Below are 24,759 nucleotides of genomic sequence, written 5' to 3'. Positions count from 1 at the left end.
CGATCGGAGAGGTTTCGAAGGTGAGTGACGATCCGATCGAACTGAGCGATCCGGATGTGGCGATCGACGCGGCGACCGGCAGGTTGTCGTATCGGGGTGAGCCCTACAGCGGCGCGGTGACCCAGACCCGCCCCGACGGCAGCTGGCGCGAGTACTGGAGCTACGACGACGGCGACCGCGACGGTGACTGGACGGGCTGGTACCCCGACGGCACCATGCGCTACAACGGCGAGTTCTACCGCAACCGGCCCGTGGGCACCTGGCAGGAGTGGTATCCCGACGGCGCCCGCCGCTTGGAGGACGTCTACGACATCGAGGGCACGCTGCTCACCCACTCGGTCTGGAACCAGGCGGGCGAGGTGATCGAATTCGAGGACGAGCGCACCCGCAAGGGCATCGCGGCCGACGCGTTGCCCGCGGACGATCCCGCGTTCCGCTGGGACGACGAGGAAGGCCGTCTGTACTACGGCGACGAGCCGTTCACCGGCAGGCAGTTCCGCCGCCCGGCACCGAGCAGCCCCATCACCGAACTGGCCGGCTACACCGACGGCTACCCCGACGGTCCGACGCGCGGCTGGTACCTCGACGGCACCCCGCGCTACACCGGCGAGTACGCCGATCGGCACGAGGTGGGCCGCTGGCGCACCTGGTTCCCCACCGGGAATCGCAAGGAAGAAACCGTTTTCGCCCCCGACGGCGCGCTGCTCACCCGGACCGTGTGGGACGAGGCAGGCACCGTAACCGCGCGGTACGGCGAGAACCAGGACTAGGCAACAGGAGTGCGCAGTGGCTGACGAGCTGGCCGGGGATCCCGATGTCGGATTCACCCTCACCACGGTGGTGGCCGACGACGACGGGATCACGGATCGGGCCGCCGCCCTGAGTCATCGCATCGCGAAAACGCTGGCGGCGCTGGGTCCGCCGGGCTGGACCAAGGTCGAGGCTTCCTTCGCGCTGACGGCGGCGGCCGAGGTGTCGATGGTCGTGTTCCACGATGAGCAGGAGCGTTTCGCCCGGGTGTTCCCGAGCCCGGAACTGCTGGATCTGCTGCGTGAGCACCGGCACCTGTCCGCGTCGATGGGCGACGGGCCGTGGTGGCGCTACCTGCTCACGCTGAGCAACGCGGGCCGGATGAACGTCGAATTCGACTACGGCGACGACCCGTTCCCGGACGACCAGCTCTTCCCGCCGACGGTGTACCGCACCGACATCGAGATCTATCCGCGCGATCGGCTGCCGATCTGGCTGGCCGCCTACATCGGTCACGGTAACCGGCAGATCCGCACGCCGCTGGCCGCGGCCGAGCAGGCGCGTGCCGATACCGCGGCGGGCCGCACCGCCATCGGGTCGGCGCCGGACGTGGAATTCCCGCCGCTCGATCTCCTGGCCCGCCGGTGGGCGCTGATCGCCGCCGCGTTCGTCGCGATCGGCTCCAAGTGGGGACCGCGCGTGACACCGGCCTTCCATGTCTTCGAAGGCTCGAAACACAGCGGCTCCACCCTGTGTCTGCTCCCGGGCGATCGTGCGGTGCTCTCCGGCGGGGTATGGGACGCACCGGAACTCGACGCCGTCTACAACAAAGACCTCCCGATGCCGCAGTTCTTTCTCGGGGCCCCCGACTGGGTCGCCGAGCCGGTGATCAACCGCCGCGCCGAGAACGGTCTGCTGAGTTTCTGCTACTGGTGGGAGGGCGGCCGCTGGTATCGGGGCGCGTCGGCGGGCGCCGACGCGCTCACGTCCGCCGTCCCCGGGATGTGGGACACCAGGACTGTCGTCGACGTGCTGACCGGCTTGCTCGGCGCGAAAGCGGGTCAGGCGCAGAAGGAAGCGGTCCCCGGCCTGGTCGAGGCCGCCGAGCGTGGGGCTGTGGCCAGGGAGGCGTTCACCCGCGTCTTTCCCGACGATGTCTACAACGTCGATTCCGCCTGGTTCCAGCTGAATCTCGCCGGTTCGGCGGGCACCCACACCGTCGGCCTGGCGACCTGACCTACGGCGTCGTGCTGTTGCGTGGGTGTGGCAGTTGTGGTGTGCTCGCTAACCGACGGGCTGGGCGCGACGGCCCGCGAGTCGGAGGGAACCGGGAATGGCCAACGAGCACGCCAAGGCACAGATGGCGGACATCCTCGAGACTGTCCAGACCCAGATGCGTGCGATCGCGCAGGTCCAGCAGGACCGCGCCAAGATCATCGCCAGCGCCACCGTGCGCAAACGGGTGACGGTGACGGTCAACGCCGACTACAAAGTCATCGAGACGAAGTTCACCCCCGACATCGACGACCTCACCTACACCGAGATCGCCAAGGCCGTGACCGAGGCCGCGCAGCAGGCCTCGGTGGAGGTGGCCCGCAAGACGCAGGCGCTGATGGCGCCGATCCAGAGCGAACGCGCCCGCCTGCCGAAGATCACCGAATTGGTCGACGACATGGACGGTTTCGCGATTCCGCAGCCGGTGGAAGCCTCGCTGGAGCCGCCCAACTCGCCTGAGCGGGAACGACTCTCGACCGACGAAGAAGACGGATCCCGAGATCCGTCGCGGCCCGCTACCGACGCGGGCTGGTGATCGCGATGGCCGGAGATGGTCGAACCATCGCCACCAGTGAGATCGCTGCTGTACATGCGTAATTCATGTGACAGACCGTAGAATCGTTAGCAAGCCGTGCGAATCGGCGGTGTCGTGGTAGCGGTGCCAGGCGGGGCGCGAGGCGACACCGGTACGGACAGGGAGGGTCGACTTCATGACGGGACCATCGGCGCAGGATCAGTGGGCGGGGCTGCGTTCGGCAGCCTCGGACGGATCGCTGATGCTCGAGCCGTCGGCGTTGCCGAACCTGGTCGAAGCCGCCAACAACGCGCGCTACTGGGTCAACTCGGTGAAATCCCAGGTGGACATGGTCTCGAACCTGCCCGAGTTCTCCTCACTGGAGTCGGGCAAACAACTGTCGAAGCAGTTCGAAGGCAAGGCCGGTCAGCTGCAGACCGTACTCGGTAAGCACGAGACGGTCCTCGACAATGTCGCCAACACCTTTCTCGACGCGGCCCGGCATTACAAGGGCGCCGAGGACGGCAGCAAGGTGGATCTGGACGCGCTGCGCACCAAGATCGAGCAGGGCAGAAGCGCCGGCATGGCCAAGACGCCGCTGCCGCCCACGGTCCTCCAATTCCCGGCGGTGGCGACCGCGGTCAACCTGCCGAAGGTCCTGTCCGACGGAAAGACCTTCGATCCGGCCGGAATGAAGGCGGAGGGCCCCGGCGGCTACAACTACAACGAACTCCAGGCGATCATGAATTCGCTGTCGACGGTGCCCGGAAATCTGGCCCACACCGCGTTGTATTGGGGCAGGCTGGCAGGTTGGCTGAAAACGGGTTTCGACGACCTGAACGCCAAAGTCGAAGCGAGCAAGAAGAGCTGGACCAGCCCGGGCGGCGCCACGCGCGCCATGTCGGCGATGTCGGCCTACCACGAGGCCAACGGACTGCTGGTCGATCAGACCAAACAGGTGGCCGCAGCGCTGGATTACACCGTCGGCTGGATCAATGCCACCTCCAAAGGGCTGGCGACCGCGCTCATGTTGCCCCGGTGCTACTCCGATCCCAACGGCTCGCAGGCACAGGCCGACAAGGAGGCCTGCGCCAAGAACGGTCGCCAGGTCATGTGGAACACCTACGTTCCCGGACTCAACAGCACTACGAGCCACATTCCCACGCTGCCCGATCCGACCGCGCCGTCCTCCGGAAACGGAACCGGGAACGGGAACGGGAACGGAAACGGCAACGGAAGTGGGAACGGCTCCGGAAACGGCAGCGGGAGCGGCTCCGGTTCGGGGAGCGGGTCGGGTTCGGGCGACACTTCCGCCGCGTTCAAGAAGGCCATGGCGGAGCTGCAGGAGCAGAAGTCCGGTAGCCAGCTGGGTAACGGCAGCGGGGATACCACGGGCAACGGCTCGCTGGGGTCGACCGGTTCGACGGGTTCGACGGGGTCGTCCTCGACCGATCAACTGACCTCGGCCCTGCAATCCGGTCTCGAACAGGCCAGTTCCGCCGCGCAGTCGGCCGTGGAACAGGCGACCTCGGCCGCGGAACAGAGTGCCCTGGCGGGTATTCCGAGCTCCGCGGCGCTCGGTTCCCTGCAGGACCAGGCCAAGAAGGCGCTCAGCGCGGCGAGCAAGGGCGGCGGTGGCGGCGGAGGCTCGGGTTCCGGCGGCGGTGGCGCCGGTGCGGGCGCCGCGCCGCTGTCGCCGAGCCTGGACAGCGCGTCCAAGCTGTTCCCGCGAGCTTCGGCCACCACGGGTATGGAGGGCTTCCGCACGGGCGTCGCGTCGTCGGCGGCCGGCTCGCCGATGGGTGGTATGCCGATGTCGCCGATGGGTGGCGCCGGCGGTGGTCAGGGCCAGCAGAAGGAACACAAGCGGGCCGACTACCTCGACTCGACGACCCACCTGGACGAAGCGCTCGGTGACGCGCCGATCGTCGCGAGGCCGGTGGTGGAACAGTGACGCCCACCTGGGAATTCACCGGCGACGAGTTCGATGCGCTGTGGGCAGGCATCGACGAGGAGTACATGCCGGACCCGTTCATCCACAGCAGTGAGCCGAGCACCTCCGATGAGGCGGAGTTCACGCTGAAGCACAACTGGATGACGATCAAGCAGCGCTGGGGGCACGAGCTCGACGACATCATCGAGGTGCTCACGCATCCCGATATCCGGCTGATCGTGCGCGGGTACGGCGGTGGTGAGCGACTCACCGATCCCGCGTTCTCGGTGCGTATGCTCGCCGCGCGCAAGGGCGACGTGGGCTATCTGGTGCGCCAGCGCCCTGGCCGAACCCTGTACCACGCTGAGGGATTCGTGATCACCCGCCATGATGCGCTGTCCCTCGGTGACGTCGTCGCAGGCCACCTGCCCCAGGCGGACGCGGGGCGCAGCCAGGAGATCCGCCTCGACGAACCGGCCGACGACCAGCTCGATCACTCGTACGGCCGCTCGCTGGTTCAGCACTACGACGACGATGCCGCGGTGCGGACGTTGACCTTTCAGCAGGCGCCGCTCGACCGCGACGGCTTCATCGACATCGAGCAGGGCTGGTCGCGATTCGGTCCGCGCGGCATCGTGCGCTTGCGGCTGGGCTGGCGCGACCTGACCGATGACGGTCGCTATGTGCTGGTGCCCGGCACGCCGCGGGTGGCTGTCGGCGCCGATCGCAGGCGGGTGGTGTCGCTGATCAACACTCAGATCGCGGAAGTTGTCAGAGCCATCAGGGACGATCGGGCGTAATGATGCCGGGCCAGACGGAAGGGGGAGCTGTGGACGAGTTTCCGACCGAGTTCAGCGCGTCGTCGGTGACGGGCGCGATCGTGGTGCGTACCACCGAGCAGGGACTGCCGGTGGGGATCACGGTGGATCGCGAACAGGTCCGCCGCGACCCGGCCGAGCTGGCCGCCGAGATCCTGCGGTTGTGCCAGAAGTCGGCGAAGCGGGCGGGTCTGGCACGGCGTAATCAGCTGGCGGAGGCGGGGTTCGACCCGGCGCTGCTGGCGGCGACGGGACTGCCCACCGAGGCCGAGGTCGCGGCGGCGGAAATCGTCGAGGAGCAGGAATACGACACCGAGCCGGACAGCTGGCTGCGGTCGGTCTAGCGAGCGAAGAGGGGAGGACAAGGCGATGGTCGAGACCATGGACGAGCTGATCGCGAAGGTGCAGGGTCAGCTCTATCGGTTGCAGGATCTGGCCGATGCCACCAACGGCATCCGGGCGCAGGAGGTTTCGCCCGACGGCGCGGTGACGGTGACGGTCGACGGCGCGGGCGCGCTGGTCGGGCTCGAGTTCAGCGCGGCGATCGCCAAGTTGTCACCGGCTGATTTCGAGCGCGTGCTGGTACAGACCGCGCGGGCCGCCGCGCATCGCGCCTTCGGTGAGCGAGCCGAGCTGGTAACGGCGTACAACCGGGCAGGCACGTGAGATTCAACTGATCTTCACCGCAGATTTGTGTGGTGTCAGGGCCGGACGGGTAGATAAAGTAACGAAACACCATGGGCTGTTTCGAGATTGGACGATAGCCATGAACCATGTTGCGGTAGTTCCGGACGCAGTTCGTGCGTACGCGGGTGCCTCGGCCACGATGGCGGCGGGGGTCGCCCAGGCGGGCGCGGTCGACCAGGTCGCCACGATGGCCGCCGCGGTGCCCGTGTTCGGCCTGATCGGCCAGGAATTCCTGATGTCGTTCGCGTACGCGCAGGCCAACCACCTCACCTCGGTGGCCCAGCTGGCCGCGGTGCACGCGGGTACCGCGTTGACCGCTACCCAGGCCGCCGCTACCTATGAGGGCGCCGACGGCGCGTCCAAGCTGGGTATCTCGGCGGTCGATCAGTAGCGATGACGTATCCAGGGGGAGATTCGGCCGGCGTGGCAGCGTCGGTCGATCCGACTGTGCTCGAGGTGCTGCGCGGTAGTTCGTTCGCGCCGATGCTCGATCAGCCGGTGAGTCAGGTGCTCGGCTCGATGGGGTTGCCGCAGCTGCCGCAGCTGCCCGAGTTCATCCAGCTGCCGGAGATGCCCGCGCTGCCGACGATCGATCTGACGGCGCTGATGCAGCCACTCACCGAGCTGGCCTCCGCGTTCGGCACCGGTGCGCTCGGGAGCACCGGCGCGACCTCGGGCACCGGCACGTCGAGCAATCCCGCTGAGGCACTGACGAATATCTCCTCGGTGCTCGAGACCGTGATGTCGCTCGGCTCGACCGCGCTGCAGACGGTGATGCAGCTGTGGCAGAGCTCCGCGGCGACGGAGGCGACCACCAAGGCGACCGCGGCCCAGGCCGACGGCGCCAAGCTCGCCACCCAGAGCACCCAGGAGAAGGCCGTGCTCGCCCAGGCGGCGGGCAATGTCGCCGTCGGCGGCGCCAAGCTGGCCGCGGTGATCGCCCGGTACTCGGCCACCCTGGCGCTCGCTCCGCTCTACGTGCTCACCCCGGGTGGTCAGGCGGTGCTGATCGCGGCGACCATGGAGGCGATGGCGGAGGGTCTGGCGATCACCGCCGAGACCAAGGCCGAGATGGTGGCGCGCAGCGGCGAGATGGTGCAGGCGGGTGAGAAGGTCGAGGTGACCAACGCGCCGTCCGGTGTCGACGCGGGCAGCGAGTCGCTGAGTCAGCTGATGAGCCTGATCACGCCGTTGATCAGCACCGCGAGCACCGCGGTCTCCTCGCTCGGTTCGCTGGCCGAACAGGTGAGTTCGCTGTCGACCAGCACCACCGGCTCGACGACCACCGGCACCGAGATCTCCGCGACCGGTGAGGAATCCGCCGAGGAACTGGCCGCCGCGAGTGGTGCAGGCGGGGGAGGCGGTGCGATCGGTGGGGTCGGTGCGATCGGCGGCGCCGGGTCGTCGTCGTCACCACTGAGTCCGTGGCAGGGCGGTCGCGCCAGTGGTCTGTCCACTGTGGGTGCCACCGGCGCGGTCGGTGGCGCGGGCGGCACCACCTCCGGCGGCGCGAACATGACCACGGCATCGGCCGGCGGCTCGTCGCCGGGAATGATGCCGATGGGCGGTGCCGGTGCGGGCATGCCGATGGCGCGCGCGGTGGAGGGCGGCGGCAACGAGGCCGTGCACTCGCAGCTGGTCACCGGAAATCACGGCGACGAAGTCGTCGGCCAGATCGCGGGGGTGGCGACCCCGGTCGTCGGCGCCGCCGAACCGGTGGTCACCGAAGCTCCGCCGGACAAAGAACTCTCACTGTGACGCGGCACGACCATGACAGGAGTGGCAGATGAGTAACACCTTCGAATTCGATTCGGCCGCGGCGAGCAAAGCCGCGGCAGCGCTGGACGGCATCGCCGACCGGCTCACCACCGAACTGACCGCCGTGGCACCGGCGCTGCACGTGGCACCGGCCGGTACCGAGGAGGTGTCGGTGCGCGCCGCGAACACGGCCAACGGCGTCGCCGACGACTACCTGACCGGAGCCGAAGCGGGTGCGCACGAGATGAACAAGCTCGCCGCCACCCTGCGCGCGCAGGTGAGCGAGTTCGACCAGATGGAAACCGACAACACCAGCGGCTTCAACGGATAATGATCGAACCACCGCAGCCCGGCTTCACCGGAGTGGTGTGGGAGGCGCGCGAGCCGGACAAGCTCGCCACCGACCTCACCGCCGGTGCCGGACCGATGCCGATGGCCGACGCGGCCGCCGCCTGGACGCGGCTCGCCGCGGCCTTCGGCGCGGCCGTGCTCGACTACGAGCAGGTGCTGCAGACCTTGCGTGGTTCCTGGAAGTCCGGGAGCAGCGAGCTCGTGTGGGAACGGATCTCGACGCTGCGCGAGTGGTTGCTCGAGACCGCGGCGGCCGCGACCGCCAACGCGGCCAGGATGCAAGCCCAGGTCCTCGCCTACGAGGTGGCGGCCATCGCCATGCCCAATACCGCCGACATCGCCGCGATCACGGCGATGCAGCAGGCACTGGAACAGGTCGGCGCCGCCCTCGGTGCGCCGATCAAGGCCATCGCGGCGCAGACCGACGCCGATGCCGACATGGCCAAAGCCGTTGCCTCCCGGGTGATGCGCAGCTACGAGGCGGCCACCGAACCGCTGGCGACGCCGTGGTTGCACGCGCCGCCGCCGCCGATCGCCCCGGAAGCCGCGCTCACCGGCGAGAAGTCGGGCCAGAGCGCGTCGCCGACGCCGACGGCCGGGGCGATGCCCGGGATCGGCGCGATCGGCCTCGGTGCGCTGCCGTCGATGCCGGCTCCGGTGCAAACCGCGTACCGCGCGCCGACTTTCGTTCAGTCCGCGACCACGGTGAATGCCACGACGCAGGCGGCCCCGGTCACCACCACCCCTGCCGGCCAGTCCGCGCCGCTCGTTCCCGGCGCGATGGCGCAGGGCGGAGGCCAGGACTCGGCTGCCCGCTTCCCGCGCGCGGGCCTCGCCTACGAGGAGTCCGACCAGCTGGTCGCTGAAGGCGAGATCCAGGCCGCGCCCGCGGTGCTCGGCGTCGCCGAGCGAGCCGCCGCGCAGACCGGCGGCACCGCCACCGCGGAGGGACGGCCATGACCACGCTCACCAACGACGCGCTGCTCGCGGTCGCCGACCGGCTCGGTGTGCAGACCCTGCCGCTGGTGCTCGCCGTCGGGCCGCAGCAGGACACCTTCGACGCCTGGCGCGCGGCCCGCGACGCCGCGGTCGCCGAACTCACCGCCACCGGTATCTTCGACAGCTACGGCGATGTCGAACCCGACCTGGCGGGCGCGCTGCACACCCTGGCCCAGCCCGACGCCGAACTCGTCGCCCGTGGCTACGGTGACGACGGCAGGCGGCGAATCTGCCTGGCCCGCCGCGGTTCCGGTCACGCCAGCGCGGTACGCACCGGCGAGACCTTCGAGATCGCCACCGATGCCATCGACGGATCCGACCGCGAACTCGCCCGCCTGCTACTGGCCGCGCTGCCGACCTGCGCGCCCGCCGAGGTAGCGCCGGTGAGCGTCGCGGCCGACGACCTGGCGGCGCGCCTCGACGCGGCCGACACAACTTCCCAGTACGTGGACGCGATGTATGCGCTCGGTATCGACGCGCACCAGGCGACCGTGCTCGGCGCGGCCTTCGGCACCTGCCATGGCTACACCGAGATCGTCGCCGTAGTCCACCACGACGGGCTGACCACCCGAGCCCCTGGCGCGGTCGCGGTGTACGACACCGCGCGCGGCCGGATCGTCGTAGCGCCGATGACGGCGCCCGACGGGCAGGTGTGGTCGACCATCACGCCGGGCACCGATCACCGCCTCACGCAGGCAATCGGTGCGCTCCTCGAGGGGCTTCCCGGTGGGGGGTGGCGGCCAGATTAAGCCATCTCTCGTTTCAACCATCAAGTAGGAAAGGTTCGGCACATGCCCCCTCAGGGACCAGTAGGTGTAGAAGCCGGCGGCGTAGACGGCGTCGTCTCCAAGCTCGAAGGCAGCATCAACAACCTCCGCACGTCGGTCAGCCAGATCGATGACGCCGCCCAGGCCGTGCTCCGCGGCTGGAAGGGTGACGCCTCCGACGAGTTCGTGAAGGTCGCCCAGGCCTGGCACGACGAGTCCGACGCGCTGAACAAGAAGTTCGACCGGCTCACCGAAGCGGTCAGCTCCGGTAAGTCCACGCTGGTGAACATGGACAGCGCAGGCCTGTCCGGTGGTGGTTCCACCGGCGGCGGCAGCAGCTACACCAATCTCTGACCGCGAATCAGAAACGAACAGGAACTGAGCTCATGACCATTCTTTATGATCCCGCGGCGATGAACGAGCTGTTCAGCGACCTGCAGACCTACGGCGGGAAGATGAAGGGCGAAATCGACGAACTCGAGGGCGCCGCTTCGGATTTCCGCAACAACCTGCAGGGTGACCAGGCGATCTCGACCTTCGACACCGCGCACAAGAACGTCACCACCGAGCTGACCGACACCCTCGACAAGCTCGACAAGCTCGCCGCTCAGGTCGAGTCCGCGCTGAACCGCGCACTCGAGGCCGACGGCAAGGTCGGCGACGGTTTCGCTGATTTCTAGGAGCTGAGTTATTGGAGCGCTGGCGCGCTCGAGCGCGGCCCCTGAGGGGCCACCCGAAAAACGGGGCGGGACTCGTGCCTTCGGCACTTTGTCCCGCCCCGTTTTTCGGGCGGCCGGGCCGCTACGCCCGCTGCGCGGGCGAGGGCCTCCTAGAGGTCGGCCCCGTGGGGGTTGGGTTGTGCGGGTCGGGCTCGTACGGGGTGGACCTGTGCGAGGTCGGCCCGTAGGGGGTTCGGTTGTGCGGGTGGGTGGCTGGTGCTGGGTTCGCGGTGCGGTTTTCCGAACTGGGTGTGAAGTCGGGCAATTCTCAGCGGGCCGCGAGTGATTCGCCGATGTAGTGCATTTCGTCGGGGGTGGTCACCATCGACACTGTCGCACTGCCGGTGCTGGTTCGGACCGTGATCCGGTTCGGGGCGTACGGGTCCTGGATGAGGGTCACGTCGGGCGGCAGCGCGTCCGGATCGCGTTCGGTGGTGCGGATTTCGACGAAGGTCGCGCCGCCGAGATGGGTTGTCGGCGCGATGCCGTCGAACACCAGGACGGTGGTGGTCGGGTACGGGGCCGCGGGGACGGGTGGCGGGCCGGGGGGTGCCTGTGGGGTCGCGCCCGCGGCGCGCGGCGCGATCGACAGCAGTTGGGGGGTGGCCAGATTGGCGACCATCGACTGCCATGCCTGCGGGCGTGAGGTGTGCACGACGGCGTGCGCGCCGAGTGCGGTGGCCCGCAGGACCACCTGCTGAGCCAGGTCCAGGTTCCCGATCACGTCGACATGGCGGGTGCCCGCGCCGATCAGCGGGACGGCGATGCCCTGGCCGCGTTCGTCGGCGCCGATCAGCTGGCCGCAGCCGGTCGTCGGCACGGCGATATCGGTGAGTGCGGTGAGGGTGCCCCGGTAGCCGTCCCGGCCGCCGAGGGCATCGGCGGCGCCGATGGGCAAGGTGTCGAGCAGGATTCGGCGCTGGCTGCCCGGGAGTTCGCGCAGCCCGGCGATCGGCGCCTTGTCGTAGGGCTCCACCGAATCGAAGCGGACGACGGCGTTGAGCACGACGGTCCCCGCCTTGTCGTCCGCCCGGCCGATCCGGCCCGCGCCGGGATGCAGGCGCAGGGTGACGGTGGTCGACAACGTGGGCAGCGACCAGATCTCGGCCAGTCCGTTGGTGCCGATCATCGGCGCGGTGAGCTGGTAATGGGTGAGATGCCTGCCGTACTCGGATTCCAGGCCGTGCGCCGACTCGGTCAGCCGCAGCGGGTCGAAGCCGTAGGACAGTTCGCGCAGCGCGCTGTTCATCTCGGTCGCGGTGAGCACCGCGGCGTCGATGCCCTGGGTGGCCAGCCGATTCGCGACCCGGCGGGTGGCGATGATCATGGTGCGCAGCGCACCGGTCGCACCGCCGCCACGCTTGTCCACCGCGGTCGCGTTGGCCACGGGGTCAAGGCGCAGCACGAGCCAGCAGGTGCGGTGCGCGATGGCGGGCAGCGGGCCGAGAATCCGGTTGTACAGCTGTGCGGCCGCACCGGTGCCCGCGGTGCGCGCGCCGGTGGAGATCACATCGATGCTCACCAGCCCCACATCGAATTGCTCGAGGCAGCGCGCCACTTCGGTGAGCGGGAGCAGCTGGTCGGCACTGAGCGAGCCGCGACGCAGCAGAGTGAGGGTGTCCGGCGGCGGGTCGATCCGCAGCATGGTGAGCAGCAGATCGCCGTCCCAGCGCACCCCGCAACCGCCGCCCTCCGGCAGCGGTACGTCGAACGCGGGAGCCCGATCGAGGGTGTCGGCGCGGCCGCGCAGCCGACGCGCCAGCCAGTCACCGATCCGGACCGCCGGGGGCCGTCGCCGGATCGGCACGAGCCCGATCAACAGCACGAAAGCGGCGCCGCCGATCGCGCCGTAGACCGAATCCGTCGTCGCCAGCACGATCCAGGCCACGATCGCCGCGAGTATCGCGGTGGGCACACACGCACGCAGCGGGTACATCCGGAACAACCAGAATTCCGGGTCACGCAGGGTGTCGTAGACGTGTGCGCTGCCGGTTTGCCCGGCGTTCATACTGTTGTTCAAAGCCGTTGTCCCCGCTTGGCGTACGTCGAATCATGGTGAAGGACAAGTTCCGGATTTACGGTACCGTGTCCGACGAGATGGTGATCAACTCAGCAATGGAGTCCCTGTGCCGGCACAGCTGACAACCAAAGCCCAGGTCAATGGTTATCGCTTTCTGCTACGCAGGCTCGACCATGCCCTGGTCCGCCGTGACGTGCGCATGTTGCACGATCCGATGAAGTCGCAGAGCCGGTCGCTGATGGTCGGCGCGGTCCTCGGTCTGATCATCGTGGCAGGGGCGGCCATCCTCGGCTTTCTGAAACCACAGGGCGCGATCGGCGACGCGCTGATCGTCACCGGGAAGCAGAGCGGCGCCATGTATGTGGTCGTCGAGGCGAAAGAGGGCGAGAAGACCCTCCACCCGGTGCTCAATCTGGCCTCGGCCCGGCTCATCGCCGGCGACGCGCAGGCGCCGAAATCGGTGAAGGACGACAAGCTCGGTTCGATGCCACGTGGTCCGCTGCTCGGCATTCCCGGCGCCCCGGCGGCCATGCCGGGTTCCAAGCAGGGCTCGAGCTCGAATTGGACGCTGTGCGAGACCACCCCGCTCTCGGCCGCGGGTAGTGCGTCCGGCGCGGGCGGCGGCCTCACCACCGCCATCGTCGGCAAGCTCGAGACCGGCGACCGGATCGGCGCGGTCGGCGCCGACGACGCCATGCTGATGCGCCACAGCGACAAGACCTTCCTTCTGTACAAGGGCGCGCGGGCCGAGGTCGACCCGACCAACTCGGTGCTCGCCCGGACACTCGGGCTGACCGGTCAGCAGGTCCGCCCGATCGGTAGCGCGGTGCTCGGCGCCACCACTCAGGCCCCGCCGCTCGCCGTGCCGGCCATCGAGCGCGCGGGCGAACCCGGCCCCGGCAAACTGTCGAATGTGCCGATCGGCGGGATCATCTCGGTGACCGGCGTGGAGGCCGCGGGCAAGGAGACGATGTACGTGGTGCTCGCCGACGGCGTACAGCGCGTCTCGGAGTTCACCGCCGACCTGCTGCGCAACGCCGATTCGCGGGGGATGCGCGAGATCGCCGAACTGGCGCCGGATGTGCTCGACCGGATGCCGATGCTGCACACCTTGCCGATCGACGCCTTCCCCGAGCACAAGCCGCGGATCCTGTCCGCCGAGGACGCCCCCGTGGCATGTGTGAACTGGGCCAAGGATCCCGGTGAGGCCACCGCGCAGGGCAAGTCGGTGGACGGGCCGACCGAACGCGCCACGGTGACGTTGCTCGCCGGAACGAAACTACCGCTGGCCGGATCGGCCAAGCCGGTGACGCTCGCGACCGCCGACGGTTCGGGCAACCGAATGGATGCCGTGTACCTGGCGCCGAGTACCGGCGAATTCGTCCAGGTCACCGGCGTCGAGCCCGGGAGCTTGCGGCGGGAATCGCTGTTCTATGTGGCCGACAACGGGATTCGCTACGGCATCCCCGACGCCGGTACCGCCGCGGTGCTCGGCCTCGGTGACAAGCCGAAGCTCGCGCCGTGGTCGATCATCGGCCAGCTCGTCCCCGGCCCGACGCTGTCCGCGAAAGATGCGCTGACCAGCTACGATTCGCTGCCCTCGGCCAGTAAGTAGCCGAAAGAGCGGGGCCTGGAGCGCATTCGCACCGGGCCCCCTTCGGCGTTCAGCTCAGGTTCGGGATCTGTCCGATATTGAGGGTGGCGACGATCCCGGCGAGCGCGGTCCGCATGTCCGGCTCCTCGATGCGCATCAGCACGTCGTCGTCGACCTCGGCCAGATCCAGCCCCTCGGTATTGGCCAGCCGGAACTCGCGTTCCTCTTCCGCCGACTCGATCACATTGCGGATGAAGCGACCGTTGCCTGCCAGGTCCACACCGCGGCGCGGTTGCCCGCTCTGGTCGGTGCTCTCCAGGTTGTAGAGGTAGTCGCAGGTCTCGATCAGGGTGGCCAGCGACTCCGGCGACAGTTGTGAATCCCGGCTGTTGGCGACGATTTCGCCGATCTGCCCGAGTTCGGCGGCGGTGTACGACGGGAACTGCAGACGCTTGGCGAAGCGCGAGGCCAAGCCGTCGTTGGCGGCGAGCAGCCGGTCGATCTCGCCGTCGTACCCGGCGATGATCACCACGAGGCGGTCGCGGTCGTTCTCCATGCGCGCCAGCAGCGTGTCCACGGCCTCGCGACCGAACGCGTCACCGCCCGAAAGCCCGGTCTGGATCAGCGTGTAGGCCTCGTCGATGAACAGCACGCCGTCCATCGCGCTGTCGATCAGCTTCTCGGACTTGATCGCCGTGCCGCCGAGGTTCTGGCTCACGAAGTCGACACGCTTGGCCTCGACCACCTTGTCGGTCTTCAACAGTCCGACACCGCAATAGATCTTGGCGACCACCCGCGCGATGGTGGTCTTACCGGTACCGGGCGGACCCGTGAAGGCCAGGTGCTGACCACGGGACTGACTCGACAGGCCCTTGCCCGCGCGGATCTTGGCCAGCTGCGCCGAGGACTGCAACTTGGCCACCTGGTTCTTCACCGAGGCCAGTCCGACCTGCTTGTCGAGCTGTGCGCGTGCCTCGGCGAGCACGGTCTTCGCACGGTCCTCCGCGGCGGCCTCGTTCATCGACGCCAGGGTCGGCGCCGAGCCGGCATCCCACTTGTCGGTGCGCGCGTCGATCACCTCGCGGCTGGTGACCACGATCCGGAAGGTGCGGTCGCGCATGGCGGTCGTGTTGGCGGCGAAATCGGGCAGCTGCGAGTAGACCTGCTCGAACAGCTTCTGGGCCTCGGCCTCGTTACCCGATTCCCGCAGGCACAGGCCACGGTTGTACATGGCGGTGAACTTGGCCGACGGAATCGGGCCCGCCTCAGCCTGTTCCATCCGCCGGATCGCCTCGCCGAACAATCCCAGCTGCGCGCAGGCGGTGCCCACCATCACGTTCGCGCCGGTGGCGAGGTAGGGGTCTTTCCAGCTTTCCGAACCGGCCAGCACGGTCATCACATCCGACCACCGCTGCGTGTTGTAGTGCAGGATGCCGCGGATGTAGGCGCTGATCCGATCGTCGATCTGCTTGTCGGGGTCGTCAGCGCGGCCGCCGCGCAGCTTCGCCAGTTCGTCGAGCACCTGCTCGGCCTGGTCGTAGTCGGTGTCCGCGATCAGCTGCGATGCCCAGGCGAGCCAGATCTCGGTGAGCCCGGCCAGCGGGTAGTCGATGTAGAGCCCGGGCAGGAAGCGCCCGGCCATGGCGCGGGGTGCCAGGCCGATCCTGCGCTGCTCGCGGCCGAGTGAATCAAGGCTGGTGCGGTGCAGATTGAACAGCACCTCCTTGGTCACCTCGCCGGCTGCCGCGCGGCCGAGCCACGCGTCGCACATCGAGGAGTCCCATTCCGTCGCGCGCTGGAAGGCCAGCTTCGCGTACTCCTCGTCGCGCGCGGACTCCTGACCGTCGATGGACAGACCGAGCGAGAGGACGCCCGCGTCGAAGGCGCGTTGAGCCTGGCGAATGTCTGGCATGTGGTGTCGGACCCCGAAATCTTCCTCTGATGGACAGCTGGTGTTCAATCCGGCGGCAGGACTTCGATCGCGCCGGTTTGCCCTGTCCGTTAGATTAGGTAACGCTGCCGTGTGGTCGCAACGGAAGTAGTCAGCTACGACTGAGAGTTCATCACTGGTGTCGACGTTGTTAGGCAATGAGCCCGAACTATGCCGAGTTTCAGTGATCGGGGGTGATACGCAGCTCGACATAGGTCTGCCCGCCACGGTTCCGATCGCCGGATTCATCGGTGATCTGGTGGCGCTGATCCGTTCGCGGGATCCGCGCCTGCCCGAAGGCGACGAGGACTCCGCTCCGATCCGCGCCCAGCACTGGACGCTGGCGCGACTCGGGCAGGACCCGCTCGCACCGAGCCGCACGCTCACCGAGGCCGAGGTCTACGACGGTGAGCTGCTGGTGCTGAGCCCGGTGACCCGCCGGGAGTCGCCCGCGCTGTTCGACGACGTCATCGACGCCGTATCCCGGCTCACCGCAGGCGAGTTCCGCGGGTGGTCCGGATCGGCGGCCCGCTGGACCGGGCTCGTGCTGGCGACCGTCTCGATCATCGCCGCACTCGCGCTGTTGATCGTCTCGCGCACCCACACCGATCCGCTCGCCCCGGCGTTCGCACTGCTCGGCACCGGGATCGCCGCGTCCGCGGCGGCCGGAATCGCCGCGCGGAAATTCACGGATTCGATTACCGCGAACTGGCTTTCGCTGGACGCGCTGCTGCTGTTGTTCGGCGGTGGTGCGCTGGTGGTGCCGGGCGTGCTCGGGGCGGGCAGCCTGTTGCTCGGCAGCGTGATGCTCCTGGTCGCCGCGGTGATCGGGTATCGGGTCACCGGAATCGGAGCCGGATTGTTCGCCGCCGCGATCACGCTCAGCGTGTTCGGCGCGGTGTCGGGTGCGATCTATCTGATCTGGCATCCGGGGCTGGCCAAGCTGTTCGCCGGGGTGCTCGTGGCAGCGGTGATGCTGCTGTCGTCGGTGCCACGGCTGGCCGCGGTGACGGCACGGCTGCCGATTCCGCCGGTGCCGACCGCGGGCGGGGCGATCGACCCCGCCGATCACGAACAGCGGCCCACCATCGAGGGTGTCGGCGCAGTCGGCGCGATCGCGCTGCCCTCGGCGGCCGGGCTCGGCGAACGCGCCCGGGTCGCGAATCAGATCCAGACCGGGCTCGTCGTCGCCTGCGCGCTCGCCGCGCTGATCGGTGCCGTCGGCGCGGCCGACCCGTTCGGCTCGTTCCACTCCGGCGGCGTCGCCCTCGCGGCGGTCGCGGGGATCGTGCTGTGTCTGCGCGGTCGCTCCTACGCCGACCTGGTGCAGGCTGCCACGCTGATCATCGCGGGCGCGCTCACCCTGCTCGCGTTGCTCTCCGGCCTCGGCCTCGGCCACGAATCGCTCGAATTCGTCGCGGTGGCACTGCTGTTGGCGACCGCGGGTGCTGTCATCGGGTTCGGCGTCATCGGACCCCATGTCGAAGTGACACCGGTGACGCGGCGGATGATCGAGATCTTCGAGTACCTGTTGATCATCACGATGATCCCGCTCGCGCTGTGGGTGATGGATGTGTACTCGACCGCCCGCAACATATGACCGGCGCAGCCATGCGGCGCGCGCTGCTGCGGCTCACCTGTGCGGCGACCGTGCTCGGCACCGTCGCCGGATTCCCGATGCCGGCGGGCGCCATCGCCCCGCCCCGGATCGATCCGGGCGCGCTCGACGCCGCCTTGGCGCTGAGCGGTAGACCGGCTCCGCTGGAGGCGACCGAACAGCGCGAACTGTGCGCCGAACCGGTGCTGCGCGGCAACGCGCCGGTCGAACCGCCGATGTCGCAGCAGGTCCTCGATCTGCCCTCGGCCTGGCAGTTCAGCCGGGGAGCCGGGCAGAAGGTGGCCGTGATCGATACCGGCGTCAACCGGCATCCGCGCCTGCCCGCGCTGCAAGCGGGCGGTGACTACGTGAGCGATACCGACGGCACCGTCGACTGCGACGGCCACGGCACACTGGTGGCGGGCATCATCGCCGCCCGGCCCTCACCCGACGACGCGTTCGTCGGGGTGGCCCCGGACGCGGAGATCCTGGCCATCCGCCAGCTCAGCCTCGCCTACGACCGCAAGGACCGGGCCGGTTCGGTCAAGGAGGACGGTGCGCTGCGCAGCGACGGCTACGGCAGTGTGCTCACCCTCGCCGGTGCGGTCGTGCGCGCGGTGGACATGGGCGCCACCGTGATCAACATCTCCGAAGTGGCCTGCACCGCAGCCGGTTCCAATACCGCCGACGGCGCGCTCGGCGCTGCCGTGAAGTACGCCTACGACCGCAATGTGGTGGTCGTGGCGGCGGCGGGCAATGTGGAGCAGGGCGGGCCGTGCCAGAACCAGAACGAGGGATCCGGCTGGAGTTCGGTGACCACTGTCCCGTCCCCGGCGTGGTTCACCCCGTACGTGCTGTCGGTCGGTTCGGTCGACGCCGACGGCCAGCCCTCGGCGCTGTCGCTGCGCGGGCCGTGGGTCGGGGCCGCCGCGATCGGCCGCAACATCGTGTCGCTGGACAGCAAGCCCGGTGGCACCGGGCTGGTCGACGGCGTACAGACGATGGAGGGTGTGCAGCCGGTCGACGGAACCAGTTTCGCCGCACCGTATGTCGCCGGATTGGCCGCGCTGATCCGGTCACGCTTCCCGGAACTGTCCGCCCAGCAGGTGATCGAACGGATCACCCGCACCGCGCACGCACCGGGGCGCGGCCGTGACGATGCCATCGGCGCCGGTCTGATCGACCCGCTCGCGGCGCTCACCGCACCGTTGTCCGCCGAGCCGCCCAGCAGGGGCGCCGACGTCGGCCATCCGATCGCCGAACCCTACGCGGCGCCGGAACCGGATTCCCGGCCGCGCCAGGTCGCGATCGCCGGATCGCTGTTCCTGTTGGCCGCCTTGGGAATCGGCGCCGCGTTCGGGTTCCCGTTCCGCCGCCGCGGTGTTGACCTCAATCAGGAATTCGAGGAGTAGAGGGTTCGATGGCAACCGAAGGTTTCGTCCGTCGCCCCCGGATCGCGCCGCCGCGCGCACCGGGCGGTGAAGTAGCGCTCACCCCGCCGCCGGAGATCCAGCGTGCCATCCCGTCGCCGCTGATGATGAAGCTGATGCCCGTCATCATGGTGGTCGCGGTGGTCGGCATGATCGCGATGATGGTCACGATGGGCCGCAATCTGCTGGCCAATCCGATGATGATGATGTTCCCGATGATGATGCTCATGTCGATGGTCGGCATGATGGCGGGCATGCGCGGCGGTGGTCCCAAGCGTGCCGTCGAGCTCAACGAGGAACGCAAGGACTACTTCCGGTATCTCGACCAGGTGCGCAAGGACGTGCGCACCACCGGCACCAAACAGCTCGAGACGCTCGGCTGGAGTCATCCCGAACCCGCCGATCTGCCCTCGCTGATCGGTAGCAGGCGGATGTGGGAGCGCCGCCCCAACGACCCCGACTTCGGGCATGTGCGAGTCGGCGTCGGCAGCCACCGCCTCGCCACCAAGCTGGCCCGGCCCGAAACCGGCCCGCTCGAGGATCTCGAACCGGTGTCCACGGTGGCGCTGCGCCGTTTCGTCCGCACGCATTCGGTGGTGCACGAACTGCCGACCGCGGTCTCGCTGCGGGCCTTTCCCGCCATCAATATCGGCGGTGACCTCGACGAGGGCCGCGAGCTGGTGCGGGCCATGCTGATGGAACTGACCACCTTCCACGGGCCGGACAATCTCGTCGTCGCCATCGTCTGCGCCGATCCCGATACGCATTGGGCCTGGGCGAAATGGCTTCCGCACGTGCAGCATCCGTCGGTGCGCGACGGACTGGGCTCGGCGCGGATGATGTACACCTCGCTGGGCGAGCTCGAATCGGCGTTGCAGGCCGAGCTGATGGAACGCGGCCGGTTCATGCGCAATCCGCAACCCACCCAGGGCCGGTTGCACCTGGTGGTGGTGATCGACGACGGCTACATCAGCGGTAACGAGCGCACCATCAGCGAATCCGGCCTCGACTCGGTGACCGTGCTCGATCTGACCGCGCCGGAGAACGGACTCGCGGCGCGCCGCGGCCTGCAACTGGTCGTCGCCGACGGCGCGGTGTCGGCGCGCAGCGCCGCCGGGGTGGAACGGTTCGCCACGGCCGACGAGGTCAGCCAGGCCGAGGCGGCGGCCTTCGCGCGCTCACTCGCCCGCTACCGGCTCGCGACGGCCGCGCAGATCGTCAGCCTGGGGGAGGGCACCACCAGCGACCCCGGCCTGATGGCCCTGCTGCGCATTCCCGACGCCGCCCAGATCGACCCGGCCAGGGTGTGGCGACCGCGAACCGCGCGGGAACGTCTGCGGGTGCCGATCGGTATCACCCCGGACGGCACGCCGGTCGAGATCGACATCAAGGAGTCGGCCGAGAACGGCATGGGCCCGCACGGCCTGTGCATCGGCGCCACCGGCTCGGGTAAGTCGGAATTCCTTCGTACGCTGGTACTTTCGCTGGTCACCACGCACTCGCCGGATGCCCTCAACCTGGTCCTCGTCGACTTCAAGGGTGGCGCCACGTTCCTCGGCCTCGACTCGCTGCCGCACGTCGCGGCCGTGATCACCAACCTCGAGGACGAGCTCTCGCTGGTCGACCGTATGAAGGACGCGCTCGCCGGTGAGATGAACCGCCGCCAGGAGCTGCTGCGCTCGGCGGGCAACTACGCCAACGTCACCGACTACGAGAAGGCAAGGGCGGCGGGCGTTCCGCTCGATCCGCTACCCGCGCTGTTCGTGGTGGTCGACGAGTTCTCCGAATTGCTCTCGCAGAAACCCGATTTCGCCGAACTGTTCGTGATGATCGGCCGTCTCGGTCGCTCGCTGCACGTGCATCTGCTGCTGGCCTCGCAGCGCCTGGAGGAGAACAAGCTGCGCGGCCTGGAATCGCATCTGTCCTACCGGATCGGTCTGCGTACCTTCTCGGCCAACGAATCGCGCGCGGTACTCGGCATCACCGACGCTTACCACCTGCCCAGCGTGCCCGGCGCGGGCTACCTGAAAAGCGATGCCTCCGAACCGCTTCGGTTCAACGCCAGCTATGTCTCGGGTTCCTATGTCGCGCCGGTCGGCACGGTCATCGACGACGACGGCGCGCCGGTCGGCGGGCAGCGGCCCGTGGTGTTCACCGCGGCCCCCGTCGAAGCCGCGGAGCTCGAGCCGGAACACGAGGAGACCGACCCGATCCTGCGCGGTCGTCCGGAACTCCCACCACCGCCCCCACCCGGTGGCCAGAGCGCCGAGGAGGGCATCCCGGATTCGTTGCTCGACGTGGTGGTCAAGCGGCTGACCGGGCACGGAAGGCCCGCCCACGAAGTGTGGCTGCCACCGCTGGAGGAATCGCCGACCGCCGACATGCTGCTGCCCGACCCCGACTGGCGTTCGCCGGTGAACCGGCACGGTCAGCTGTGGATGCCGATCGGTGTCATCGACAAGCCCTACGAGCAGCGCCGCGACGTGCTCACCATCAATCTCGCGGGCGCCCAGGGCAATGTCGCGGTGGTCGGTGGCCCGCAGTCGGGCAAGTCGACCACCTTGCGCACGATCATCCTGGCCGCGGCCGCCACGCACACGCCCGAGCAGGTGCAGTTCTACTGCCTCGACTTCGGTGGTGGCAGCATGGCCGGTCTGGTCGGGATCCCGCACGTCGGTTCGGTTGCCGGTCGTCTCGACGGCGATCGGGTCCGGCGCACCATCGCCGAGCTCACCACCCTCATGCGGCAGCGCGAGGAACGGTTCGCCGAGCTCGGTATCGAATCCATGGCCGAGTTCCGCCGGCGCAAGTTCTCCGCGCTCGAGGCGCGACAGATCAACGGGACCACCGCCGCGCCGGGCGACCTGCTCGCCGCGGACCAGTTCGGTGACGTGTTCCTGGTGATCGACGGCTGGGGCGCCATCCGCGAGGAATTCGACATCCTCGAACCGCTGATCAATGCCATCGCCACCCAGGGTCTTTCCTTCGGCGTCCACCTGATGATCGGCGCTTCGCGCTGGGCCGAGATCCGGCCGGTCGTCAAGGACCAGGTCGGTACCAGGCTGGAGCTGCGTCTGGGCGATCCCGGTGACTCGGAGATGAATCGCCGCACCGCGCACCAGGTTCCGGTCGGGAGGCCGGGTCGCGGTCTCACCCGCGAACAGTTGCACATGCTGATCGCGCTGCCCCGCCTGGATTCGGACTCCGACCCGTCCACGGTCGCCGACGGTGTCACCAGGGCGCGGGAAGAGCTCATCGCGCTGTATCCGGGACGCCGTGCCCCGCAGGTGCGCATGCTGCCGCTGAGCTTCCCGCGCGACGAGGTCGTCGCCACCGCCAAGGGGCAGGGCGTGAAGCTCGACCGCAGCAAGGTCGTCGTCGGTCTCGGTGAGTCCGAATTGCAGCCGCTGGTGCTGGATTTCGGTCTCGAACCACACTTCATGGCCTTCGCGGACGTGGAATGCGGCAAGACCACGCTGCTGCGCAACATCGTGATGAGCATCGCCGAACAGTCCGACGCGTCCGAGGCGCGGGTCATCCTGATCGACTACCGGCGCACCATGCTCGGTGTGCTCGAGGGGGATCAGCTGGCCGGATACTCGACCTCGTCACAGACCTGTGGGCCGATGATCGCCGAGGTCGCGGGCTACCTGGCCAAGCGAATTCCGGGTTCCGACATCACCCAGCAGCAACTGCGCGAACGCAGCTGGTGGTCCGGCCCGGAGATCTATGTCGTCGTCGACGACTACGACATGGTGGTCACCGGATCGGTCAATCCCTTCGCCCCGCTGCTCGAATACCTGCCGCAGGCACGCGATATCGGCCTGCACCTGGTCGTCACCCGCCGCATCGGTGGCGCGTCGCGTGCGCTGTACGACCCGGTGCTCGGCGCGATGAAGAACCTGTCGGTGCAGACGCTGATCATGAGCGGTTCCCGGGACGAGGGAAAGCTGATCGGCGATGTTCGCCCGAGCAAGATGCCGCCCGGCCGAGGCACGCTGGTCTCCCGGAGCCAGGGCATCGAACTCGTGCACATCGCCGACCTGCCACCGCTGTAACCCCGCGGTCAGCCGGGAAAGCGATCCATCAGCGGCAGTGCCGGGACGGAACGCCGGTGGGCCGCGCGGCGGACCGGCGGACCGCACCAGCTGTCGGTGCGGCGTTCGAACAGCGCGCAGGACGGGCCGGTCGTCAGTGGGTCGGCGATGCGGGCCAGGGTGAAGCCGGCACGGCGGTAGTAGTCGTGCAGGTGGCGGTTGGCGGTCCAGGCATCGAGGCGGACCCAGTCCCGGTGCTTCTGGTCGGCCAGCCGCGCGGCGTGGGCGAGCATCCGGTGCCCCACCTGCATACCCGCGAACCGCAGGTCGACGATCATGAAATGCACGATCACCGACTCGGCCAGCTCCCAGGCCGACCACAGTCCGGGATCGGCTCGCTGGTTGACCGTGATCGTCCCCGCGGGCTCACTGTCGACCTCCGCGATCCACGTCTCACCGCGATCCAGCGCCCGCCCGACCGCCCCGGCGAAGATCTCGATCGGTCGGCCGCGCCCCGCCACCGTCCACTGATCCGACCCGCGTGCCGTCAGCCACGACGTGCGCTGGACGCGCAGGCGGCAGATCAGCGGCAGGTCGCCCAGGGTGGCCGGGCGCAGGCGCACCGTCATGGCAGCGCGACGGCCAACCGGGGTGCGATGCCCAACGTGCGGGCGATGACGTCGGTGCCCGTGGTGTCGCCGAGCTGATAGGCCAGCTGGTTGCGGCCCGCCAGGGAACGGTGGCGGGTGGCGCGGGTGACGCGTTCGTGGTTGGCGCCGATGCGCAGATGGTCGAGCAGGACGGTGCCGGTGGCTACGCCGAGCACTGCCGCTTCTTCGGCGGTGGCGGCGCGGGCCAGCACGGTGTCGCGGTGGGCGGTCTCGCCGTAGCCGCGGTCGGCCAGGCGACGGGTGGTGCCCTCGGGGATGTCGTGTGGTGAGTCGATGCCCGCGGCTTCGGCGAGGTCGCGGGGGTAGAAACTCACCTCCCACGACCACGGTTCGTTGTCCAGGTACTGCACGACCGTGCGCGCGAGCACCCAGGAATCGGCGGCGACACCGAGCCAGCGTGCGACTTCGGTGTTCGCGGGTTCCATCCTGGTGCTGAACTGCTTGGACGGTTCCCGGTTGGCCGCGCGCGCGATCTCCTCGAAGATGTCGTGCGCCGACCTGGGCCGATCGCGCCGGATGTGGTCGGTGACCACCGACTCCAGGACTTCCTGGTTGCGCACGATGGTGCCGCGGGAAGTCGCTGTGTAGACGAGATTTTCAGCGACGAGCACCTGAATCGCGTTGCGTGAGGTGGTGATCGAGACCTGCATCTGATCGGCGAGCTCGGAGTGGCTGGGTAGCCGGTCGCCCGGTTTCCATGTGCCCGCGTGGATCTCCTCACGGAGGAGGTTCGCGATCCGGAGATAGGTCGGACCGTCCGCCATCATGCTCCTCGGTAGGTCGTGCAGGTAACGAAGTGTACTCGTATCGGTTACCTACGGCCGAGTAATGCTTGACAGAAAGCTTGCGAGGTTTATTGTAATGAACGTCCTGATCCGGTGCTCTGCGGCGATGACGGCGAGGCAATGT

The 24,759-nt window shown here is 68.7% G+C and carries 22 protein-coding genes; 18 read left to right on the top strand and 4 right to left on the bottom strand.

The window, feature by feature from the left end:
• The first annotated feature begins 20 nt into the window (after positions 1–20).
• The 14 genes from ACWF99_RS14060 (at position 21) to ACWF99_RS13995 (ending at position 10,532) form a co-directional block, all read left to right on the top strand.
• Entirely contained in the window at positions 21–770 is a 750-nt protein-coding gene (locus tag ACWF99_RS14060; protein ID WP_378632301.1) for a toxin-antitoxin system YwqK family antitoxin, read from the top strand.
• A gap of 16 nt (positions 771–786) precedes the next feature.
• Positions 787–1,986 carry a hypothetical protein gene (locus ACWF99_RS14055; RefSeq protein WP_378632304.1) on the top strand — a complete coding sequence of 400 codons (1,200 nt, stop codon included), beginning with the start codon at positions 787–789 and terminating at the stop codon, positions 1,984–1,986.
• Positions 1,987–2,083: 97 nt separating this feature from the next.
• The gene (locus ACWF99_RS14050; RefSeq protein ID WP_101464408.1) at positions 2,084–2,560 is read left to right on the top strand and encodes a YbaB/EbfC family nucleoid-associated protein; all 477 of its coding nucleotides are present in this window, start codon (positions 2,084–2,086) and stop codon (positions 2,558–2,560) included.
• 175 nt (positions 2,561–2,735) lie between these two features.
• Complete coding sequence (locus ACWF99_RS14045; RefSeq protein WP_378632309.1) at positions 2,736–4,493, top strand: hypothetical protein; 1,758 nt, start codon at positions 2,736–2,738, stop codon at positions 4,491–4,493.
• Positions 4,490–5,272 carry an ESX secretion-associated protein EspG gene (locus ACWF99_RS14040; protein WP_378632312.1) on the top strand — a complete coding sequence of 261 codons (783 nt, stop codon included), beginning with the start codon at positions 4,490–4,492 and terminating at the stop codon, positions 5,270–5,272. The genes ACWF99_RS14045 and ACWF99_RS14040 overlap by 4 nt, the downstream gene beginning before the upstream one ends.
• 29 nt (positions 5,273–5,301) lie before the next feature.
• Positions 5,302–5,634, top strand: a complete 333-nt coding sequence (locus ACWF99_RS14035; protein ID WP_378632314.1) for a hypothetical protein — start codon at positions 5,302–5,304, stop codon at positions 5,632–5,634.
• Between the two features lie 25 nt (positions 5,635–5,659).
• Positions 5,660–5,956, top strand: a complete 297-nt coding sequence (locus tag ACWF99_RS14030; RefSeq protein ID WP_378632317.1) for a YbaB/EbfC family nucleoid-associated protein — start codon at positions 5,660–5,662, stop codon at positions 5,954–5,956.
• Positions 5,957–6,056: 100 nt separating this feature from the next.
• Complete coding sequence (locus tag ACWF99_RS14025; RefSeq protein ID WP_378632320.1) at positions 6,057–6,368, top strand: type VII secretion target; 312 nt, start codon at positions 6,057–6,059, stop codon at positions 6,366–6,368.
• Between the two features lie 32 nt (positions 6,369–6,400).
• Positions 6,401–7,735: a hypothetical protein gene (locus tag ACWF99_RS14020; protein ID WP_452536136.1), complete on the top strand. Its 1,335-nt coding sequence runs from the start codon at positions 6,401–6,403 to the stop codon at positions 7,733–7,735.
• 28 nt (positions 7,736–7,763) lie between these two features.
• Positions 7,764–8,066, top strand: coding sequence for a PE family protein (locus ACWF99_RS14015; RefSeq protein WP_358062216.1), 303 nt, complete (start codon positions 7,764–7,766; stop codon positions 8,064–8,066).
• The gene (locus tag ACWF99_RS14010; RefSeq protein ID WP_378656712.1) at positions 8,066–9,046 is read left to right on the top strand and encodes a PPE domain-containing protein; all 981 of its coding nucleotides are present in this window, start codon (positions 8,066–8,068) and stop codon (positions 9,044–9,046) included. The genes ACWF99_RS14015 and ACWF99_RS14010 overlap by 1 nt, the downstream gene beginning before the upstream one ends.
• Positions 9,043–9,834, top strand: coding sequence for an ESX secretion-associated protein EspG (locus ACWF99_RS14005; RefSeq protein WP_378632328.1), 792 nt, complete (start codon positions 9,043–9,045; stop codon positions 9,832–9,834). Before ACWF99_RS14010 ends, ACWF99_RS14005 begins: the two co-directional genes overlap by 4 nt.
• A 42-nt stretch (positions 9,835–9,876) precedes the next feature.
• Positions 9,877–10,206, top strand: a complete 330-nt coding sequence (locus ACWF99_RS14000) for a WXG100 family type VII secretion target (RefSeq protein ID WP_101464399.1) — start codon at positions 9,877–9,879, stop codon at positions 10,204–10,206.
• A gap of 32 nt (positions 10,207–10,238) precedes the next feature.
• Positions 10,239–10,532, top strand: coding sequence for a WXG100 family type VII secretion target (locus ACWF99_RS13995; protein ID WP_378632332.1), 294 nt, complete (start codon positions 10,239–10,241; stop codon positions 10,530–10,532).
• A gap of 307 nt (positions 10,533–10,839) precedes the next feature.
• Here the strand turns inward: ACWF99_RS13995 and eccE are convergent, their stop codons facing one another.
• Complete coding sequence (gene eccE / locus ACWF99_RS13990) at positions 10,840–12,579, bottom strand: type VII secretion protein EccE (protein ID WP_452536134.1); 1,740 nt, start codon at positions 12,577–12,579, stop codon at positions 10,840–10,842.
• Between the two features lie 118 nt (positions 12,580–12,697).
• Between eccE and eccB the strand changes: the two genes are divergently transcribed.
• Entirely contained in the window at positions 12,698–14,206 is a 1,509-nt protein-coding gene (eccB, locus tag ACWF99_RS13985; protein WP_378632335.1) for a type VII secretion protein EccB, read from the top strand.
• A gap of 49 nt (positions 14,207–14,255) precedes the next feature.
• Here eccB and eccA read toward each other — a convergent pair whose 3' ends face one another.
• Positions 14,256–16,097 carry a type VII secretion AAA-ATPase EccA gene (gene eccA / locus ACWF99_RS13980; protein WP_378632337.1) on the bottom strand — a complete coding sequence of 614 codons (1,842 nt, stop codon included), beginning with the start codon at positions 16,095–16,097 and terminating at the stop codon, positions 14,256–14,258.
• 157 nt (positions 16,098–16,254) lie between these two features.
• On the opposite strand from eccA, the gene eccD reads away from it, so the two are divergent.
• The 3 genes from eccD to eccCa are packed head-to-tail and all read left to right on the top strand — an operon-like array spanning position 16,255 to position 23,200.
• Positions 16,255–17,715, top strand: coding sequence for a type VII secretion integral membrane protein EccD (gene eccD / locus ACWF99_RS13975; protein WP_378632338.1), 1,461 nt, complete (start codon positions 16,255–16,257; stop codon positions 17,713–17,715).
• Positions 17,712–19,124 carry a type VII secretion-associated serine protease mycosin gene (gene mycP, locus ACWF99_RS13970; RefSeq protein ID WP_378632340.1) on the top strand — a complete coding sequence of 471 codons (1,413 nt, stop codon included), beginning with the start codon at positions 17,712–17,714 and terminating at the stop codon, positions 19,122–19,124. Before eccD ends, mycP begins: the two co-directional genes overlap by 4 nt.
• Positions 19,125–19,132: 8 nt before the next feature.
• On the top strand, positions 19,133–23,200 hold the full coding sequence (gene eccCa, locus ACWF99_RS13965) for a type VII secretion protein EccCa (protein WP_452536132.1): 4,068 nt from the start codon (positions 19,133–19,135) through the stop codon (positions 23,198–23,200).
• Positions 23,201–23,208: 8 nt separating this feature from the next.
• Here eccCa and ACWF99_RS13960 read toward each other — a convergent pair whose 3' ends face one another.
• Together ACWF99_RS13960 and ACWF99_RS13955 are read right to left on the bottom strand one after the other, a co-directional pair.
• The gene (locus ACWF99_RS13960) at positions 23,209–23,808 is read right to left on the bottom strand and encodes a GNAT family N-acetyltransferase (protein WP_378632343.1); all 600 of its coding nucleotides are present in this window, start codon (positions 23,806–23,808) and stop codon (positions 23,209–23,211) included.
• Complete coding sequence (locus ACWF99_RS13955) at positions 23,805–24,614, bottom strand: GntR family transcriptional regulator (protein WP_378632344.1); 810 nt, start codon at positions 24,612–24,614, stop codon at positions 23,805–23,807. The genes ACWF99_RS13960 and ACWF99_RS13955 overlap by 4 nt, the downstream gene beginning before the upstream one ends.
• Positions 24,615–24,759 lie beyond the last annotated feature (145 nt).

The organism is Nocardia sp. NPDC055002 (genome assembly GCF_053608825.1).
Note: the sequence above shows the minus strand (reverse complement) of the source record. Positions and strands in the feature narration are given on the sequence as shown.